We start from the raw sequence: 21,121 nt of genomic DNA, 5'->3' as shown, positions 1-21,121 counted from the left end.
TTCTCTATGTAATGATGTCTGACCAATACTTATCTGGTCAGACATTTACAGTATCTAAACCAACCCAATACAGCGTGAAGTTGAACGTTTTTCTTAAAACACATCCTTAAAGAAATGAAAAAACATCAGAAAAAAATAGTTGGAGGCTTATTGGTGTGCGCTTTTGCTATTATCTCTTTCATATTATATCAAAAATCAGCCTCAACCACCAATGTAGCTCTGTTAAACTTTCCCAATTTTCAGGCTGCAAGTATTGCCAAATCAACCGATGATAAATTTATTTCGGTTAAGAACTATAGCGAAAAGGAAATTAGCAAGCTTAAGAGTGCTGATTTTGTACTAGTTTTTGCCATGGGATTAAATATAAATGCCGAGGAGCGCGAGCAATTACAAAAACTTGCCGATAGAGGCATCCCATTTTACAGTATATCGGTCACCAATCCGTCCAACAATATTACAAATATTGATAGTGTGCATATTAAAGTGCTAAGTGAATATCTTGGCAATCGTAACAAAAGCAATTATCAGAACATGCTAAGGTATATTCGTAGCCAAATTGATAAAAAGCGTTTTTTTGCCCCTGCACATGGTGATTTGTTGGTTATTCCACACGACGTGTATTATCATTTAGACGAAAATCGAAGTTTTGAAACTCTGGCAGAGTATGAATCCTATTTAAAAAGCATAAACAGTCTTAAACCGGAGGCTTCAAAAATAGCAGTAGTAGGAAGCATTGGAGATCCATACGCGGGCAATCGCGGGCATATAGATAGTCTTATTACCGCTCTCGAAAACAGCGGGTTAAATGTTTATCCTATCCTTGCGCGTAACAAGCGTCTCGACATGATTAAAGAGGTTAATCCGGATGCTGTTATTTATATGCCTCACGGACGTTTGGCAATGGGTGGCGGCGATGCTGCAGTAGAATGGCTTAAGAATCGAAACATCCCACTTTTTACCCCTACTTCAATTCTTAAAACAGAGGAAGAATGGCTTAACGACCCAATGGGGATGATGGGAGGGTTTTTATCGCAAAGCGTGGTTATGCCCGAACTCGATGGTGCTATATATCCTTACACTCTAATTGCTCAATATATTGATAAAGACGGATTTCATCTGTTTAAAACCATTCCCGACAGGTTGCAAAGTTTTGTTTCGATTGTAAATAATTTTTTAGAGCTTAAAAAGAAACCCAATAGTGAAAAAAGACTGGCTATTGTTTATTTTAAAGGAGCCGGTCAATCGTCATTGGTGGCTTCGGGCATGGAAGTTGTTCCTTCATTATATAATTTTTTAAAGAAACTAAAAAGTGAAGGATATAATCTGGAAGGGTTACCATCAGACCTTAAAACGTTTGAGAAAATGATTATGCAACAGGGGGCTACTTTTGGTGATTATGCGCAGGGAGCAATTAATAAATTCTTTGAAAATGGAAATCCTCAGCTTGTATCAGCCTCAGAACTTAACATGTGGATGGCTAATTCTTTGCCTACGGAACTTGTTGCACAACTGCAAGACAGTTATGGAGAAGCTCCGGGAACAAAAATGACAATTGTAAAAAATAACGAGCCCCACATTGCTGTATCACGGTTGCAGTTTGGGAATGTGGCATTACTGCCTCAGCCTGCTGCAGGTGGTGGCGATGACCATTTTCAGATGGTACATGGCACCGACAATGCCCCTCCTTATGGTTATGTAACTGCATACTTATGGGCTCAACATGGCTTTAATGCCGATGCTATGATGCATTTTGGTACCCACGGAAGCCTGGAGTTTACTCCGAAAAAGCAAGTTAGTCTTTCATCATTCGATTGGCCCGACCGACTTGTAGGCAGTTTGCCTCATTTTTATTTGTACACAATAAGCAACGTGGGCGAAGGTATTATTGCCAAGAGAAGAAGTTATGCCACTTTAATATCGCATATTACGCCTCCTTTTATGGAGAGTGATTTACGTGAACAGTTTCGTTCGCTCAACGAAAAAATAAAGATTTTCTATAATCGCGAAGGCGCAGGTCAGGTTGAGGCATCGCTGGAAGTAAAAAAAATGGTTGTAAAACTTGGTATTCACCGCGATTTGGGGCTCGATAGTATTTTAACAGTTCCTTATACAGAAAGAGACATTGAACGAATAGAAAATTTTGCCGACGAACTGGCAAACGAAAAAGTTATTGGGCAGTTTTATACTCTGGGCGAACCATACAACCGTGAGCGAATAAGGTCGTCGGTATTAGCAATGAGCACCGACCCTCTGGCATATAATGTGGCAACACTCGACCGTTTAAGAGGTAAAGTCAGCGCTGAACAGTTGCAAAACCGCAACTTTTTTACACGTACTTATTTGGAGCCTGCCAAAAAGTTTGTTGAGCAGGTATTAGATGGTAAGGTTACTGCCAATCATCAATCAATTGCTAATTTAACAGCAATACCAATGGACGAGCTCATGCAAATGCACAGAAAAATGCACCCGACAGTAGAAAAAGAATCTGCCCATCCGGCTAATAGACAGGGAGTGCGTCCAGAGGGAAGCCCGGCAGGCCGTCCACGAAGCTCTGAAGGTGGCAGTATAGGTGCACAACTATCCGGAAGTACCGGGGGGTATCCGGCTGGCGTTTCGCGCAATAGCGAGGATACTAAAGAACCTTTAACCGATTTTGAGAAATCATATATAGAGGCTCTTAATAACATAACAACAACTGTTGATAACATCTTAAACTATCAAAATCATCTGTTAACATCCCCACAAGGCGAATTAAACGCCCTTGTTAACGCACTAAATGGAGGCTACATTGCTCCATCGCCTGGTGGTGATGCCGTGGCTAATCCAAACACATTACCTACCGGGCGCAATCTGTTCAGCGTTAATGCCGAGGCAACGCCTTCGGAAAGTGCATGGGATAAAGGTGTTTTACTGGCACAAAAAACGTTAGAAACATACATAGAGCGCAATGGGGAGTTACCTCGCAAGGTGAGTTATACTTTTTGGAGTAGCGAATTTATTGAAACAGAAGGCGCAACAATTGCTCAGGCGTTGTATATGTTGGGGGTTTCTCCTGTTTGGGATGCCTTTGGTCGTGTTGGTGATTTGCGCTTAATTCCTTCCTCAGAGCTTGGGCGTCCGCGAATTGATGTTGTGGTTCAAACATCAGGTCAGTTCCGTGATTTGGCAGCTTCGAGGCTGGCTTTACTAAATCGTGCCGTAGCTATGGCTGCCAATGCAACACACGATGAGTTTACGAATAACGTAGCCGAAGGTACTGTTGTAACTGAAAGGTTGCTTGTTGAGAAAGGTGCAACTCCGCGTGCAGCTCGTGAGATGTCTCTTTACCGAGTGTTTGGAGGTGTTAATGGCAGTTATGGCACCGGCATAATGGGAATGGTTGAGAGTGGCGACCGTTGGGAAAATGAATCGCAAGTGGCCGAAACCTATTTGCACAATATGAGCGCCATTTATGGCAATGAACATGAATGGGGCGAGTTTCGCGAAGGTTTGTTGGAGGCGGTGTTACATAATGCCGACCTGGTGGTGCAACCGCGTCAGAACAACACTTGGGGCGCCATCAGTCTTGACCATGTATATGAATTTATGGGAGGTTTAAATCTTGCCATTCGCCATGTAACAGGTAAGGATCCCGACGCATATTTTAGCGATTATCGTAACCGCCACAATCCGCGTATGCAGGAAGTGAAGGAAGCTATTGGGGTTGAAGCCCGCACTTCAATATTTAACCCCGCATATATAAGTGAACAAATGAAAGGTAGTGCATCTTCGGCCGCCAACTTTGCCCAAATTGTTAATAACATATACGGCTGGAATGTGATGAAACCAAAAGCTATTGACAATGAAATGTGGGATAAAATTCACTCGGTTTATGTTAACGATGAGTACAACCTAAACATTAAAGAGTTTTTTGAGAACACCAGTCCGGCAGCTTTGCAAGAAATTACCGCCATTATGCTTGAAACAGCTCGTAAAGGATATTGGCAAGCGTCGCAGCTACAGCTCGAGTCTATTGCCCAATTACATGCCGAACTAATAGAGAAGCACAACCCTGCATGTAGTGGTTTTGTCTGCGACAATGCTAAATTGCGTCAGTTCATTGCCACAAATCTCGATGCAGATAAGGCTCCGGCATACAACCAACAAATGAGCAATGTTCGCAACGAAAATGCGCAAACCGATGGCACCGTCATGAACCGTGAGCAATTATCACAAACAGCAACTGCAGAGAAATCCCCTCTTAGCGCATTGGCAGTGGCGGTAATTGCCATTATCCTTTTATTAGCTTTGGCTATTTGGTTACGTAAACGAAGAAAATAATATAACCATGGAACATCTTATCCATTTGGTAATGATATTGCTGGTCTTGGTGTCTATTCTTCGCCAAAGTTTTAGCAATCTTGTCGCAAACATGGTAATAGCATCGCTAGCGGCTTTAACACCCCTGGCGATGCAGCCATTTTTAATCGATATACCCAAAAGTGAAATTGTTTCAATTCTTCAGGGTTTTGATACAATGACCAACATGGCCATTTTGGTTTGTTTAGAAATGATAATTCTTATTGCCTGGTGTTTTTCTGGTTTTAAGAGTTTAAAATATTCAAGTGTTTTAAAGCTTTTTCCGGGCATTATGTTTTTACTTGTAATCTGGTATCTGCAGGCACAAAGTTTTTACTATTACCCGGGCATTAAGTTTGAACAGATAACCTATGTTATAGCAATTGCAACATTCGCAATTGTCTTGCTGGCTCCGATCGCCATTAGGTATATAATACCAGAGAGTGAATTGCGCAGAGAATTAATATTTATCGTAGCACTTGTAACGCTTATGCTGGCAGCTATTGCTCCTGCTCAAGACACACCGTTGTTTCACAATCCGCAAAATCCACAATGGTTTAGTTTGCTTGCTTTACTAACAATTGCAATATTTCTTGGTGGGCTGGGGTATCTGCTTAAAAAACTAAACATTAATCCTGTGGCGCAAGTTGGCAAACTGCTCCGGCTTTCGCAAAGGCATGTCCCGCATCGCAAAGCAGCTTAGTTAAAAATAAATCATTATCAATTATAAAAATGGAAACAATCACCAATACTCTTTACTGGATTTCAACAGGTCTTCTAGTTCCTGTGGTAATAACTCTTTTGCTGCTTTTTGGCAGGTCATTGGTTTTAATAGGTAGCTTTTTTGGTCATTACACTCAAAAGGTTAAAACCGATGTAGCCATTCATAAAACAATTGAGCAGATAAATGTAAACAACCTCTCGTCAATTGGCGACTCTTTGCCCCATAATAATAACTCTTTGCTTGTAAATTATATACGGAAAATATCCGAAAACAGAGGTAACAAACCGCAGTTGCAACGTCTTTTGGCTTGTTTCGAAATCGATGCTGATAAAGATTTAGCTCTGTCAAAAACATTAACCAAATTGGGTCCAATACTAGGTTTAATGGGAACCCTAATTCCGATGGGACCTGCATTGGTGGGGCTTGCCACTGGCGATATAGCTTCAATGGCACATAACATGCAAGTAGCCTTTGCAACTACTGTTATAGGACTGCTTACCGGTGCCATAGGTTTTATTACACTACAAGTTAAACAACGATGGTATCTACAGGATTTTACAAACCTGGAATATCTAGTGCAACTATTGTCGCAGTCGGTAAACCATCAGAAACAATAAATATTTTAAAAATGAGAAAGCACCTTCTTAGGCAAACCGATGATAACGACCCCATAAGCGTTGTGGCAAATCTTTTTGATGTGGCTATGGTTTTTGCTGTTGCTCTTATGGTAGCATTGGTTACCCGCTATCAAATGACCGAAATATTTTCAACCAACGATTTTACTATGGTGAAAAACCCGGGCAAAGATAATATGGAAATCATCACACGCGAAGGAAACACCATAAACCGATACACTCCAAGCGAAGACCAAAACGCCACCGGAACAATGGGCAAACGCGTGGGCGTTGCCTACGAACTCGAAAACGGAGAAATTATATATGTTCCCGAATAAATTAAAATTTAAATACATTGAAAAAGGGCAATATACTATTGCCCTTTTTCAATGTATATGTAAGCTAATCAACTATTCTTACATTTGGTTAAATCAACAATTTATCCTAAAATTAAATCAAATGTTTTAAATAGGTGCTGCATAACAAAGCAATATCTAATTAATCATTTTAACAATGAAAAGGCTAACCCTCATTAAAACTAATTTTACTTTTCACTTTAAAATAGTTTTAATATAATTACAGAACGGGTCTTCTTATTTTATTTCAATAAGCACTGCTCCTTTTGCCACATTCTCGTCTTTTGCCACGGTTATTTTAACCACCTGTCCCGAAACGGTTGAAAGAATACTGTTTTGCATTTTCATGGCTTCAAGTATTAGCAGTGGTTCGCCTTTCTGAACTTGTTGCCCCGCCTCAACCAGTATGTCCAGCACTTTACCCGGCATTGGCGATGTAATTGTTTCGACTCTTCCCCCGGGGTTGAGCGATGCAAGTAGTTTGTTTCTGTTTAGTGAAAATGGTGTTTCTACTGCAAAAGAATAACCAACCCCATTTACCAGTACTTCGTAATGGTTTTGCCTACGCGATACAATCTCAACCGGATATCGCACCCCGTTGCATGAGAGTATTGTGAAACCGTCCGGTTCATCAATGAGTTCTACTACCAGTTTCTCTTTTTTATAATTATACTCGTACCGATTTTTAACGGTAAAGCTGTATCGTTCTTTGTTTTTACCTGTGGCTATAAGCCTTTTGGTGTTTGTTGTCTTCATCCGTTAAAACTAAAAATTTCTAATTCGTTTTTTAAGTACCCATGGGTCAATTTGCACCTCGTCGGAAGTAATGGGCGTGGTGTTGTGCGTTTGTGCATATACCGACAGCAAGGCTGCCAGGAACTCTTCCTGAGGCTCGCGGTGTACGGGCGAATCCATGGCTGTTTCAACAAAAGAAGTGTCGAAATATCCCGAGCGAAACAAGGGGTTGTGCAAAACAGCTTTGCAAAAAGGAATGGTGGTTTTAACCCCTTTCACATGAAACTGACGCAAAGCTTTCAGCGTTTTCTCAATTACCTCGGCCCGCGAGTCGGCATGAACAATAAGTTTGGCCACCATGGAATCGAAAAACGGTGTGATTTCTGAACCCGGACGCACACCGGTATCAATGCGGATATTATTTCCCTGTGGCAATCGTATGCCGCGAATAATTCCCATTGAAGGCACAAAACCAGCCTGCACATCTTCGGCGTTGATACGGCATTCGATGGCCCAGCCCTGAAATTTTACCTCTTGCTGTTTAACAGGTAGTTTGGCGCCTGAAGCAATTAAAATCTGCAACTCCACCAAATCGAGCCCGGTAATCATTTCCGTTACCGGATGTTCCACCTGCAAACGGGTATTCATCTCCATAAAATAAAAATCGCCGTTTTTATCGAGCAAAAACTCAACAGTGCCGAGGCTTTTGTATTTTATCGACTTAGCCAATGCCACTGCTGCCGAAGTCATCTTCTTACGCAAACGGCTGTCGAGCGCCGGCGAAGGGGCTTCTTCGAGCAATTTTTGATGTTTACGTTGTACCGAACATTCGCGCTCGCCCAAATGAATCACGTTGCCATGATTATCGGCAACAATCTGAACTTCAATATGCTTTGGATTCTCGATATATTTCTCGATATACACCGAAGCATTACCAAAAGCGTTCTGAGCCTCAGAGGTGGCCTGAGAGAACATCAACTGCATATCACCCGGGATAGAAACAATTCGCATACCCCGACCACCGCCTCCGGCAGTGGCTTTAATGATAACAGGGTAGCCAATCTTTTCGGCCAAAGTTTTGGCTTCATCCACACTTGTGAGCGGTGTTTTACTGCCACCGGGCACATTTACGCCACTCTCCATGGCATAGGCGCGGGCTTTAATTTTATCACCCATGGCATCTATCACATCGGCCGGTGGCCCTATGAAAATAACCCCTGCTTTTTTACAGGCAGCAGCAAATCCGGCATTTTCAGACAAAAAACCATAACCGGGATGTATGGCTTCAATCTCATTGTCAACAGCCAATTTAACCAATGCACCTATATCTAAGAACTCCGAAACCGGCAACTCTGTATCCGGAAAATCAACCACCACATCGGCAGCCGACAGATATAAAGCATCCGGCTCCTTCTTGGTTCTTACAGCATAAACAACTACCCCCATACGGCGTGCCGTTCGTGCAATACGAATAGCTATTTCTCCGCGGTTGGCTATTAAAAGTGATTGTATCATATTAACTAATAAGTTTTTGAGTTTAGAGTTGATAGTTTTGGGTTGAGGGTTAACTATAAACCATGAACTATGAACTATAAACTATAAACAAAAATTTCTACAACGGCGTATTCCCATGTTTACGACCGGGCAAACTCACCGATTTTTTCTCCAATATTTTAAGTGCTCTGTAAATTTTTGTACGTGTGGCTGCGGGGTCAATCACCTCATCAATAAAGCCCTTTTCATCGGCTATGTAGGGATTGGCAATTTCGTCGCGATATTTTTTCACCAGCTCCTTTTTTAATGCTGCCGGGTTTTCCGATTCGGCCAGTTCTTTGCGGTTTACTACTGCAATGGCACCTTCGGGGCCCATAACCGCAATTTCGGCTGTGGGCCATGCAAAGTTAAAGTCGCCGCCAATGCCTTTACTGTTCATTACAATGTAAGCTCCCCCGTACGATTTACGAAGAATAACTGTAATTTTTGGAACGGTGGCACGCGTGTAGGCATAAAGTAATTTTGCTCCATGACGAATAATTCCATCATGCTCCTGGTCGGTACCGGGCAAAAATCCGGGCACATCTTCGAGCGTGATAATAGGGATGTTAAAGCTATCGCAAAAATTAATGAATCGGGCTCCTTTAACAGAAGCATCAATATCCAAAGCACCGGCCAGCACATTGGGCTGATTGGCAATTAGGCCAACTACATATCCACCCAACCGGGCAAAACCAACCACAAGGTTTGGGGCATAATTTTCGGCCACTTCAAAAAAGGTATCCTTATCAAAAACAAGGTTCACCACATCACGCACATCGTAAGGCTTGTCGGGGTCGTCGGGTACAATGCTGCGCAGCAACTCATCGGCACGGTTCACCGGGTCGCCGGTATTTACAAAGGGTGGGTTTTCTATGTTATTGGATGGCAAATAGGATAGCAACATCTTAATGCCTGCAATGGTGTTCTCATCATCGTTATAAACAAAATGCGCCACGCCCGATTTGGATGAGTGCACGCGTGCACCACCCAGTTCGTCGGGTGTAACTTCTTCGTTTAACACCTGTTTCACCACATCGGGGCCGGTAACAAACATGTAGCCGGTCGAGGCTGTCATAAAAATGAAATCGGTAAGCGCCGGCGAATATACTGCACCCCCGGCCGCAGGTCCCATTATGGCCGATAACTGTGGCACCACGCCCGACGAGAGCACATTGCGACGGAAAATATTGGCATACCCGGCCAAGCTGGCAACTCCCTCCTGTATGCGAGCACCCCCGGAATCTATTAATCCTATTACCGGCGTTCCGGTTTTTAGTGCTATATCCTGTATTTTAACAATTTTAGCAGCATGAGCTGACCCAAGCGAGCCTCCCAGAACATTAAAATCCTGAGCAAAAGCACAAACCTGACGCCCATTCACCGTCCCAAATCCGGCGATAACACCATCGCCCATCGATTTTGACGATTTGCCAAACGATACGTTTGCCGGAGGCACAAAAGCATCCATCTCTTCAAACGAATCTTTATCGAAAAGCAAAAGAATACGCTCGCGAGCCGTTAGCTTTCCCTTTTTGTGCTGCTTGTCGAAGTACGTTTTATCGTACTGACTGTTAAGCAATTCATTTCTCTCCTGAAACTTGTCGAAGGATCTTCCCATAAATCTATTTTAAATTCATCACAATGATTTACAATCACATACTCTAATGAAAAAGCTCTTAATCCGATTTTAAAGATAATCAGATAACGACTTTCCCAAACCTAATATGCCAATTATGTTCCATCACAATCGTCGTCAGTTCAACTGAAAAAAACTATTCGTCAGTGGATTGTTATGTAAAAAAGCATTGGTTGCAGGAAATTTGACAATAGAAATTCCTGCAACCAACTAATTGTAACAAACATCAGCTGCTTTTGTTCTGTTCTCAACACACAAACTCATAAGCAGCTAACTATCAACAAACAGACATCTGCTTAAAATGAAATTTTACTAAGCCAGACATCCACCACAGGAACAATTTGAGCCAAAGCAGTTCTGTTTACCATCACCTCAAACCCTTCGGATTCGAGAAGTGTTTTCCAGCTATTAGGTTTATCTCCGGCCATGTCGTTGATTACATGATCGCCTGCAATTGTCAGAAAAGGCATCAGCCAAACACGTGAAGCCTTTCTTTGTTTTAATTGGATAATCACATCTTGAACAGAAGGGAACGCCTCAATGGTACCAACGAGAATTGAATCATCCAATCTTCTGAAATACTCCTGAAGTCCGGCATAGCAAATATTGGCCGAATGACTGGTTCCATGCCCCATGAGCACCAGCACATCACCAGAATTAAGAAATCCGGATGAAAAATCTTTGATGGCTTTGGTCACATTCACATAGTCGTCGTGTGAATTGAGCAACGGACCTCCCACAGATATGCTATTAATGCCTTTCGGCACTCTTCTAAAAGCATTGGCTATCATCAGCAAATCATGATACTCATAACCCGGAATCACATGCAGTGACAATACGGCCACATGCGTAAAACCGTCATCGGCCATTCCGGCCAATGCAGACGCAGGCGACAGAATCGAAATTCCTTCGGATTTTAATTTGCGGCGTACAAAGTTTGAGGTATACGCTCTTCGGATTTCAACATCCGGAAACAGGTTCTGAATTTGTTTTTGTAAGGAATCATAAGCGTTACTGGCACCAGCAACAGATGTACCAAATGCCACCAGCAAAATGCCTCTCTTTTCTGTTTGGCCAATCATAAAATGATGAGTTTAATGAATCAGGTGGTTGAATCGCAATCGATGCGAACCAGTTGAGAAAACAAAGACATGGCAACTATTGTTTTTCAATGCATCTCTGAAAATCTTAAAATTCAGAATAAACTATCTTATCTCTCCCCTTATCTCCAAACCGAGCAAATCGCTCAATCGGGCCAATTCGGCCTCAGCCTCTTCGCGCTTCTTAAAACGGCAAACGGCATTCCCTTTGCGGCCGCTCTCCTCATAAATATAAACTCTGAAATCGGAGCTCTTCATATCCACAGAACGGTTACTCATGCTGTATACCCTATAAGTCATTTTTGAATTTGATAGGCCCAGCTTCATTCTTGGATGCACATAATGCCACGTCCCTATTTTTATAAATCCAAATAAATTATTAGAGAACCGAATCTTAAAGTTTTCCACATCAATGGAGCATCCGGAGGCAGAAAAAGCCATAAAACAACCCAGCATAATCAAAACCAATCCGGAGAGCGACAAATGAATGGTAGAAATGCCAACGGCCATTAAAAAATAACCAACGATGCTTCCGGCCGGACCAAAGCTTTTATCAAGTGTATAGTTTAAAATCATATCTGCGGATGGTTACACAATTCCTTAATGTACTAAAGTTACAAAAAACGAGAAATCTTTTAGCCACAATTGATCATTCCCCTCCCCATATCAGATTAAATTCAGTTATAACAGACCAAATAAAAAGGTGCAAATTCACTAATCATTACCAATTACATGCTAGATTCTGATAAGGTAAAAAAAGCAATTTATCAAACAAAACCTTGACAAACAAAGCCATAGAACAACACCCACCATTGAACATTCGCCCACCAATAACTGTTTAGATAATGATATCCCTTTTTTTTCCTATTTTTGAACATCCATTTATCAAACTGACAAAAATCACATTTTTATTATGGTTTTCGACATTGACATGATTCGCAGGGTATATGCCGGTTACGGCAAAAAAGTTGAGCAGACACGGCAACTCCTGAACCGTCCGCTTACTCTCACTGAAAAAATTCTCTACGCCCACCTGGCCGGAGAGGTACCCAATAAAGTCTTTGAGCGCGGTAAATCGTACGTGGATTTTGCTCCTGACAGGGTAGCCATGCAGGATGCCACGGCCCAGATGGCGCTCTTACAATTCATGCAAGCCGGTCGCAAACAAGCGGCAGTGCCCACTACGGTGCATGCCGACCACCTAATACAAGCAAAAATTGGGGCAAACGACGACTTAAAAACAGCGAAAGACAGCAACAGTGAAGTTTATGACTTTCTAAGTTCTGTATGTAATAAATATGGCATCGGCTTCTGGAAGCCCGGTGCAGGTATCATTCACCAGGTAGTGCTTGAAAACTACGCCTTTCCCGGTGGAATGATGATTGGAACCGACTCCCACACCGTAAATGCCGGCGGACTTGGAATGATTGCCATCGGTGTTGGTGGTGCGGATGCAGTGGACGTAATGGCGGGTATGGCCTGGGAGTTGAAGTTTCCAAAACTGATTGGCGTAAAACTCACCGGAAAGCTTAATGGATGGGCCTCTTCCAAGGATATCATACTGAAAGTGGCAGGAATTCTTACCGTAAAAGGTGGAACCGGATGCGTAGTTGAATATTTTGGTGATGGCGCTGAATCCATCTCCTGTACAGGTAAAGGTACCATTTGCAACATGGGCGCCGAGATTGGGGCCACCACATCCACCTTTGGCTACGATGTATCGATGGAACGATATCTGCGTGCTACCGGCCGTGCCGAAGTGGCAGATGCGGCAAACGAAGTAAAACAACACCTCACCGCAGACCCCGAGGTTTACGCCAATCCAGAGAAATATTTCGACCAGTTGATCGAAATCGATCTTAGCACATTGGAACCTCACCTGAATGGTCCTTTCACCCCCGACTTAGCTACTCCGATATCCAAAGTAGCAGAAGAAGCGCGCAAAAATGGATGGCCACTAAAAGTTGAAGTTGGACTTATTGGTTCCTGCACCAACTCAAGCTATGAAGACATTGCCCGCGCTGCCAGTATTGCCAAACAAGCTGTTGACAAAAAGCTAAGCGTAAAAGGTGAATTTACCATTACCCCAGGTTCCGAACAGGTTAGATACACCATTGAGCGCGACGGTTTCATCAATATCTTCGACAAGATTGGAGGCAAAGTTTTTGCCAATGCATGTGGCCCTTGCATAGGTATGTGGGCTCGTATGGGAGCCGAAAAACAAGAGAAAAACACCATTGTTCACTCATTTAACCGCAACTTTGCCAAACGCGCCGACGGAAACCCAAACACCTATGCTTTTGTGGCCTCTCCCGAAGTGGTAACTGCGCTGGCTATTGCAGGTACGCTGGAATTTAATCCAATTACCGACACCTTACTGAACACCGACGGACAGCAGGTAAAACTCGATGCCCCAAGTGGTGATGAGCTGCCAACAAAAGGGTTTGCTGTGGAAGACAACGGCTATCAAGCACCTGCCAGGGATGGTTCGGATGTGGATGTGGCAGTGAGCCCCACAAGCGACCGTTTGCAAATTTTAGAACCCTTCAATCCATGGGATGGGAAAAATATAACCGGGGCTAGATTGTTAATTAAAGCACAGGGCAAATGCACGACCGACCACATTTCGATGGCTGGCCCATGGCTTAAGTATCGCGGACACCTTGACAATATCAGCAACAATATGCTGATTGGTGCTGTAAATGCATTCAATGGCAAAACAAACCTGGTTAAAAACCAACTGACCGGCGAATATGGCGAAGTGCCAGCAGTACAAAGAGCCTATAAGGCTGTTGCCATCCCATCCATTGTAGTGGGCGACCACAACTACGGTGAAGGTTCATCACGTGAACATGCGGCCATGGAACCACGGCATCTGGGTGTGAAGGCTGTGTTGGTGAAAAGCTTTGCGCGCATACACGAGACCAACCTGAAAAAACAAGGTATGCTGGCGCTAACATTCGACAATGAAGCCGACTACGACAAAATACAGGAGGATGACACCATCAACCTCATTGATTTGGAGGCGTTTGCACCCGACAAGCCATTAAACATTGAGTTGATTCATGCCAATGGTTCAAAAGAAACCATTAAAGTGAACCACTCATACAATAAGCAACAAATTGAATGGTTTAGAGCCGGCTCGGCACTCAACCTCATTAAACTGCAAAACAAATAGTTATCAAATCAACGAAAAAGCCGGACGATGAAACCCATCTTCCGGCTTTTTCTGTTCTATCAAAGCAATTATCCTAAATTAAATGCACAACAGTTCATAAGAAACTATTTGCAGGACAAGCTTTAGCAACCCATATAAACTCACAACTTCTTTAAAACGATGTTGGCATTGTCAAGTTTTCCCACCTTATCAAAAAAGTCATACAACTGAGCGTACTCTTCCTTCTTAATGGTTCCGCCGTAAACTATAAGTTTTCGATGATATATTACTCTACTTTCAATCACCTCACAAGTAAATGAATAATAGCCGTAGGGCGATTCCAACACTTCGCCTTGAGGAATAAAGCTTACTTCATAATCTGATGGCAACAAATACTCTACATTGGCCTCATTGGTAACGCCATACGGAAAATAGACATCCGTACCTCTGTCACTACGGCTTTGAAATAACACATGTGATTTGTCCAGTTTATTGAGCGGGATAAACATCATATTTCCTGATATATTTGCGTATCTGCCTGCCTTAAAATCCACATTCAGAAATGCCACAGGGGAAGTCTCGCCCTCATTCCGAAAATTAAAACTGCTGATTTCCAAATTATTTATAGGTAAGCTCTTCAATAAAAAATCCCGCTGCTCCCTTTCAGGAGAGACTCTTTTATATCCCAAACCATCAAAACGCAATCCCGAAGCAGAAACCTGAAGTGCACCAACTGCATCTCCACGCGAGTTGATATCCATTTTCATGACCTGTGAAAAAAGATTATCTGCCTCCGAGAAGTAGGGCATATCAATTAACCGTCCACCCTCCTGAGTTATCATTACGGCTTTACGGTTTGAATTTGCGACACCCAAATATCCAAAAGGAGCGTAAGGATTGGTGCACTCAAGTAAAACAGTATCGTTTTGAAGTGGCACGGTGAGAATCACATGATTTGTCTGATCCTTTGATGCAAAATCTGCATCGCGAATGGAAACATTATCGGCACCAATGGTTGTGTAATATGATTGAATGCCGATTGCCTCCAAAAGTGAACGGGTGTAATTGCTAAGTGCTTTGCAATCTCCATAAGCAAACTTATCCACATCAGTGGCAAGCATTGGCTGCAAACCACCAATCCCCTCCATTACGGCAACATAACGTGTTCTGCCTTGAACATACTGGTAAACGGCCTTTACTTTCTCTCTTTCGCATGACAAGTCTGCGGTAAGTTCTCTTATTCTTGTTTTGGTTGGTTCAGTAAGTTCAGTTCGTTGCGCCAACAACGAATTTACCCATTTACCGTATGTACCCCAGTTGGTAAAATCTCCTCGGTAACCCTGATACTCAAACTCTACAGGCGAAAGCAAAACATAAGGCAGAAAAGAGTGAACCGCCGGCATCAGACTCTCTCTTTTAATTGCTTTATGACCTTCCATCGACCATTTGTGGGTAACAAAGCCTTTATCGCCCCTACTCTCCGCATAATTAAATGGGTAATTATCGGACTTGAATTTAAAACTGATGGATTCGGGCGTTTTAAATACTAACGTTGCAGACTCCACTGCCACATGAAATCCCGGTATCGGAAACCAGGTTTCAATATGCACAAAACCATTTACCTGAATTTCATATTCATATTCAACCGTATATGGGTATTCTCTCATGTTGGGTGAAAACATCTTGGCACGGTCGTCACTAAAAAAGATAAAATCCTGATAAGAGGAGGAGTCATAAAAATCCTTCATTTTTACATCCTTAACCAACATCCCCAAGTTGTTATACACTCTCCCACGCAGATTAAGCACCTTAATATACTTGTCATAAGACAGATACATACTGGCATCGCGATTCCCCTTTTCATTGAGAACCGTAATGGCAATGAACTCTTTCTGAGTTAAACGCCCTAACGAAGTACGCTCAATTTCAGTGAAAAATTTGCGAACAATCACATTGGCATCTTTTCTAAGTGAATCCGGAACCGAAGCATATTCCGGCTTAAACTTTTGACCATGTGCCGCCGCACACAACAATATCGTCACACTCAACAAAACAAATCTTCGATATAAAGCGACCATAATGGTGAATATAGTTATCATGAACAAAATAGATAATGGCTAGCACACATCTCAAAAAGTTAGTTGGATAACTTCTTCAACACAATTTTCTCACCATGCTTGTCAATTATTCTGGCATAAAATGACTTTAACGCATCGTACTCGTTGGGTAAAAACATTGTTTTATTGATGGAAAAATCATGAACCACATGTATTGTATTACCCAATTGCGTGATGTTGTACAAAAACGTATAGCTTCTGTCTTCAGCCAGCATACGCTGGGGAGCGGGAATGCTCTCAACTTCGTAACCTTCAGGTATAGTGTACGTCAATAAAACCCTGCGTCTCGACATGTAAGGATACTCAACCGGATAGTCACGATTTTCGAGTTTAAATGGATTGTCACTGTGTGCAAAAAACAATAGCGGATTAAAAATCAGCATGTCAGCTATTTGCTCCGTTCTATCTTCAATGGATACCTGATACATGCATTTCAAAGCGTCGTAAACACTATCAGCTCCGGAAATTGTGATGTCAGAGATTTTTACACCTCTGTACGCCTTTTCCACCTCCTCTTTATAAGCCTCTTCGTTGCTGTGCTTTTTAATAGCAGAACGACTGCTCCAGGCAACGTAACCGTTTTCACTTATCTCTATATTGCCATTAAAACCACCTTTAGAATCTACTGTCAGGTTTCCAGAAATAACTTGATTAGATAATCCATTGGCATCCAGCGTCACCCATTTAGATTTATGTTCATCGATAACTCGTCCCCGATCATTAAGGCACCTCTCGGGCAACATTTCTACTCCTGCAAATGAATCGGTAGCATCCATCAAAATCTCCTTGTCGCCAACCATTGCCATAGCAATCACATAGTTAAAGCCGGAGATGGAAGGGTGCGACAGTGGAATCATGCCGTTGGCGCGGGTGCTTAAGGCTACCGGGTAGGACTCAATGCCCATGGCAGTTAAAAATGAAACCAGAGTCAGGTTAATGTCTGCGCTATTTCCTGTACCCTTATTCCACGACTGTCTTAAAGTGGGATCACTTGCAAACAAACTGTTAACCCCATTCCATTTCACTTTCTCTTTCACGCGCTCAAAAACAGCAACAATCTGCTCTTCAGCAGTTAAATCGAGACTTTTAATGGCTTCTACCTCATCTTTCAGAAATGTGTTTCGAGTAAGTACCCTTCCAAAACTCTCATATTTCATCAGCTCCTTACTCACATCGCCCCAACTATTACTGTAGTTTTTATAAGGCGACCGTGGAAACTGAACACCGGTTAACTCAAATGTGATTTTTGAAAGATAGTTGCGTGGCGTTCTTAAAAAACTCTCGACTTTAAATGCCGGCACATCTCTTGTATAGTACTTGGTGATGTGTTCCCTATAATCCTCCTTAAACGAGTATCTTTCGGTATCTCCAGTTCTCGGATCTTTTTCTATTACTGTTAATACAATTGATTTGGAAGCCGATGACTTTGCATGGTCAATACTCAAATATCCCTGGTTATTAACGTTGTAAAAAAAGTATTGAGGAAGTGCTACTTTGTACTCGCTATACATTACAGGATACAATCTCTGGAATTGCCACTCCTGCAGGTTAAAAAAGAAATCACTTAATATCTGATACGAAACTTCAAAAACAGACCCCTCACGCACATCGGGCATGGCAAACTTCACAACTATCCAATTATCATCCTTTCTATCAGTTATTATCTGTTTTGAATCTAACTTTGTTTTGACAATTTTGCCATCCACCAGATTATATGTAAACCCTTTTATGAATACAATCTGCTCCTTATCCTGACCATTGGTATAAAGCGGCAATTCAAAATCAGCCAAAGCAGAAACAGCTGCCTGGTCAAGTATCTTCACCCTAAGATGACGCTCATACTTCATTTGAAATCCTTTTCCCGATCCGGCTTCGTCGGTACGTATGGTGGTGCTGTAATAAACAAAATCGGTTTGTCCTTTATCAAAAATATAATACGCCTGTGCTTCGGAATCTATAAGACACTCTGTAGCCTTTAGCTCATCCATAGAAACCTTGCCAAACGCTGGCAATTTGGCAACCTGAGCTTCGCCACCAATAAACCAAAAGCTTACGAATAAGCTGAATACGATTAAGCGTTTAACATTCAGAAAAGAAAGAGAAGAGATGCTGAGTTTTAACTTCAGAAAAAAATCAACACAGAGGGAGTGAAAGTAAGATAATCTCATAATTTGGGAATTAGGTTTAATTTAAGCTAAAGTAAAAAAAAATACTATAAACACAAATGATGGGATATAGATATTTCCTATTTAAATATTCTGTTCAAAATGTCTATATTTGAAGTAGGAAATAACCATTAAAATTATAAAGCGGGCATGTACGTTATTTATTAACCACAATTGTGTTTCAACATGCTGAAACATAAAAAAACAGACTGACATGAAAAAGATAAGTGAACTATTAGGACTAAAAGCCGAAGAAGCAGCTCAATTAGGAGGAAAGCTTAACGAACTTTTAGCTAATTATCAGATGTTTTATCAGAATCTCCGCGGATTCCACTGGAACATCAGAGGAAATAAATTTTTTGAGCTACACGCTAAGTTTGAAGAATTATATGACGATGCTGTTTTGAAAGTTGACGAAGTTGCTGAGCGCATTCTTACACTAGGAGAAACTCCATTACATACTTTTACCGACTATCTTAAAGTTTCAACAATTAAAGAGGCCAAAGGCATAAACGATGGCACTGCAACTGTTGAAACAACTCTGGAAAACCTATCGACACTAATCAGATTGGAGAGAGAGATACTTCCATTGGCAAACGAAGCAGGTGATGAAGGAACCCTTACCCTGCTTACCGACTATATTTCTCAGCAGGAGAAAGTTGTATGGATGCTTTCTGCATACCTGAAATAACCAAAAAGATTCTACCACAACAAAAAGGGGAGAGCCAATCGTGTGCTCTCCCCTTTTCTGTTAAATTTCAAATCCACTCAAATAACGTTCTCCCGTGTCGGGCAGCAGCACAACTATTCGCTTGCCCTTCATCTCAGGCCGTTTAGCCAGTTCAAGAGCAGCCCAAAGAGCAGCGCCCGAAGAGTAGCCCACCAGTAATCCTTCCGACTTTGCAGCGCAATTTGCATAATTTAAGGCATCATCATTCTCAACCGTAATTACCTCGTCAATCACACTGCGGTCGAGTATGTCAGGGATAAAACCAGCACCGATACCTTGAATCTTGTGCGGCGAAGGTTGTCCGCCCGACAATACAGGCGATGCTGATGGCTCAAGCGCTACAATGCGTACATTCGGATTCTTCTCCTTTAAAAAACGCCCTACTCCGGTAATGGTTCCTCCGGTGCCAACACCTGCCACAAACGCATCAACCTGCCCGTCGGTATCATCCCAAATCTCCTGAGCTGTGGTTTTATAATGCACATCCGGATTGGCTTCGTTCTTAAACTGATAGGGCACAAAAGATTTAGGATGCTCATCAGCCAGCTCCAAAGCCTTGGCTATTGCACCCTTCATGCCCTGAGCGGCTGGTGTTAAAACCAATTCTGCACCATATTTTTTCAATAATTTACGGCGTTCAATGGTCATACTCTCAGGCATGGTCAAGATAAGACGATAACCACGCACAGCAGCAGTCAACGCAAGCCCAACCCCCATGTTACCGCTGGTAGGTTCAACTATCACAGTGTCACGATCCAGAATCCCGGCGTTTTCAGCAGCCACTATCATGGCATAGGCAGGCCGATCTTTCACAGAACCTGCAGGATTAAAAAATTCAAGCTTGGCTACAACCTCCGCATTTGCTCCTTCTGCCATCTTATTTATGCGAACCAAAGATGTGCGGCCAATAAGCCCCGTAATATCATTTGCTATTTTTGTCATATCACCAATAAATTAACTATGTAACCAACTATTATTAAAATCATTATTTTCTCTAAATCAACTAAGCAACTGTTTTGGTTTAATTCATAAAACATCCTAAAGACGCGAAGACTTTTAGATTTTAGACAGATAGAGTAGTTGAGAAAGAGGATTAGATTGATCACACTTTCTGTTTAATCGAAGCTATCGGTCTATATATCTAAAAAGCTGAACCAATATAAATTTAAGCAGTTACTAAATGTAGTAAAGTATAGAGTTGTCTTTCTGATAAAGCGCCAGCAACCTATCCAGCGAAACATCTCTCAAACCACTCTTCACACCTGCATAAACTTCATTTACCAACAAATCAACCGCCTTTTCGTTGCCAGATAACTTCTGCGGTGAATTGGTAACTGAATCCGGATCAGGCTCCAACACTTCAGTAACATCAAAAAAAGATATTTCTTTTAAGCTTCGCGATAAACAATATCCGCCACCTGCGCCTCTCTTTACTTTTACGAGGCCGGACTTTCGCAAATCAGCCGCTACAGCCTCCAAAAACTTCTGGGGCAGATTCTCCTTTTCACACACATCTGCAACAGGTATATAACGTGGCCACTGCAATCCGAGATGCAATAAAAACTGTAATCCATAACGTGTCCGTTTCGAAAATTTCATCTGTTTATAATTTGTTTTTATTGCCAGAACTTGTCCCGATTTATCGGGATGAAAATCCCACAAAACCTTTTCCTGTATGAGAAGGACTTTCCTATGGCTCGTTCATCTGATTAAAATATGTAAACTTAAGCCGGACTGTATGTTGATTTGAGAATCACAGGCTCAACATAAAAACCATTCATTTATCCTATTTCAAAACTAGGGATAAAACAAAACTACATAGATATCAAATGAAACACAACAAAATAACAGGATTAAATTACACAAACCAAAACACACTCCGATGGTATGTTATCATTCAAAAGGATGTTATT

The 21,121-nt window shown here is 42.0% G+C and carries 15 protein-coding genes; 6 read left to right on the top strand and 9 right to left on the bottom strand.

Features of this window, described 5'->3' with window-relative positions:
- Positions 1–114: 114 nt before the first annotated feature.
- The 4 genes from ALKIM_RS0112620 to ALKIM_RS0112605 are packed head-to-tail and all read left to right on the top strand — an operon-like array spanning position 115 to position 6,014.
- The gene (locus ALKIM_RS0112620) at positions 115–4,320 is read left to right on the top strand and encodes a cobaltochelatase subunit CobN (RefSeq protein WP_026474970.1); all 4,206 of its coding nucleotides are present in this window, start codon (positions 115–117) and stop codon (positions 4,318–4,320) included.
- 7 nt (positions 4,321–4,327) lie between these two features.
- Positions 4,328–5,041, top strand: coding sequence for a hypothetical protein (locus ALKIM_RS0112615; protein WP_026474969.1), 714 nt, complete (start codon positions 4,328–4,330; stop codon positions 5,039–5,041).
- Between the two features lie 29 nt (positions 5,042–5,070).
- A complete protein-coding gene (locus ALKIM_RS0112610) occupies positions 5,071–5,679 on the top strand; it encodes a MotA/TolQ/ExbB proton channel family protein (RefSeq protein WP_026474968.1) in 609 nt (202 codons plus the stop codon).
- Between the two features lie 11 nt (positions 5,680–5,690).
- Entirely contained in the window at positions 5,691–6,014 is a 324-nt protein-coding gene (locus tag ALKIM_RS0112605) for a DUF2149 domain-containing protein (protein WP_026474967.1), read from the top strand.
- A 255-nt stretch (positions 6,015–6,269) separates the two neighbouring features.
- Here ALKIM_RS0112605 and ALKIM_RS0112600 read toward each other — a convergent pair whose 3' ends face one another.
- From ALKIM_RS0112600 to ALKIM_RS0112580, 5 genes are all read right to left on the bottom strand, one after another.
- Positions 6,270–6,788: a biotin/lipoyl-containing protein gene (locus tag ALKIM_RS0112600; protein WP_026474966.1), complete on the bottom strand. Its 519-nt coding sequence runs from the start codon at positions 6,786–6,788 to the stop codon at positions 6,270–6,272.
- A gap of 9 nt (positions 6,789–6,797) precedes the next feature.
- Complete coding sequence (locus tag ALKIM_RS0112595) at positions 6,798–8,282, bottom strand: acetyl-CoA carboxylase biotin carboxylase subunit (protein WP_026474965.1); 1,485 nt, start codon at positions 8,280–8,282, stop codon at positions 6,798–6,800.
- A gap of 97 nt (positions 8,283–8,379) precedes the next feature.
- Complete coding sequence (locus ALKIM_RS0112590; RefSeq protein WP_026474964.1) at positions 8,380–9,921, bottom strand: acyl-CoA carboxylase subunit beta; 1,542 nt, start codon at positions 9,919–9,921, stop codon at positions 8,380–8,382.
- Between the two features lie 314 nt (positions 9,922–10,235).
- Positions 10,236–11,021 (bottom strand): sirohydrochlorin cobaltochelatase, encoded by a 786-nt coding sequence (locus tag ALKIM_RS18465; RefSeq protein ID WP_052345544.1) that lies wholly within the window; start codon positions 11,019–11,021, stop codon positions 10,236–10,238.
- Positions 11,022–11,144: 123 nt separating this feature from the next.
- Positions 11,145–11,615: a hypothetical protein gene (locus tag ALKIM_RS0112580; RefSeq protein WP_026474963.1), complete on the bottom strand. Its 471-nt coding sequence runs from the start codon at positions 11,613–11,615 to the stop codon at positions 11,145–11,147.
- 337 nt (positions 11,616–11,952) lie between these two features.
- On the opposite strand from ALKIM_RS0112580, the gene ALKIM_RS0112575 reads away from it, so the two are divergent.
- Positions 11,953–14,217 carry an aconitate hydratase gene (locus tag ALKIM_RS0112575; RefSeq protein WP_026474962.1) on the top strand — a complete coding sequence of 755 codons (2,265 nt, stop codon included), beginning with the start codon at positions 11,953–11,955 and terminating at the stop codon, positions 14,215–14,217.
- A gap of 140 nt (positions 14,218–14,357) precedes the next feature.
- Here ALKIM_RS0112575 and ALKIM_RS0112570 read toward each other — a convergent pair whose 3' ends face one another.
- Both ALKIM_RS0112570 and ALKIM_RS0112565 read right to left on the bottom strand, forming a co-directional pair.
- Entirely contained in the window at positions 14,358–16,295 is a 1,938-nt protein-coding gene (locus ALKIM_RS0112570; RefSeq protein ID WP_044117931.1) for a DUF3857 domain-containing protein, read from the bottom strand.
- 38 nt (positions 16,296–16,333) lie between these two features.
- Positions 16,334–18,481 carry a DUF3857 domain-containing protein gene (locus ALKIM_RS0112565; protein ID WP_026474960.1) on the bottom strand — a complete coding sequence of 716 codons (2,148 nt, stop codon included), beginning with the start codon at positions 18,479–18,481 and terminating at the stop codon, positions 16,334–16,336.
- Positions 18,482–18,692: 211 nt separating this feature from the next.
- On the opposite strand from ALKIM_RS0112565, the gene ALKIM_RS0112560 reads away from it, so the two are divergent.
- A complete protein-coding gene (locus tag ALKIM_RS0112560; protein ID WP_026474959.1) occupies positions 18,693–19,169 on the top strand; it encodes a Dps family protein in 477 nt (158 codons plus the stop codon).
- A 60-nt stretch (positions 19,170–19,229) separates the two neighbouring features.
- Here the strand turns inward: ALKIM_RS0112560 and cysK are convergent, their stop codons facing one another.
- Positions 19,230–20,150: a cysteine synthase A gene (gene cysK, locus ALKIM_RS0112555; RefSeq protein WP_026474958.1), complete on the bottom strand. Its 921-nt coding sequence runs from the start codon at positions 20,148–20,150 to the stop codon at positions 19,230–19,232.
- Positions 20,151–20,384: 234 nt separating this feature from the next.
- On the bottom strand, positions 20,385–20,807 hold the full coding sequence (locus ALKIM_RS0112550) for an RrF2 family transcriptional regulator (RefSeq protein WP_026474957.1): 423 nt from the start codon (positions 20,805–20,807) through the stop codon (positions 20,385–20,387).
- Positions 20,808–21,121: the final 314 nt, after the last annotated feature.

The organism is Alkaliflexus imshenetskii DSM 15055, assembly GCF_000517065.1.
GTDB lineage: Bacteria > Bacteroidota > Bacteroidia > Bacteroidales > Marinilabiliaceae > Alkaliflexus > Alkaliflexus imshenetskii.
Note: the sequence above shows the minus strand (reverse complement) of the source record. Positions and strands in the feature narration are given on the sequence as shown.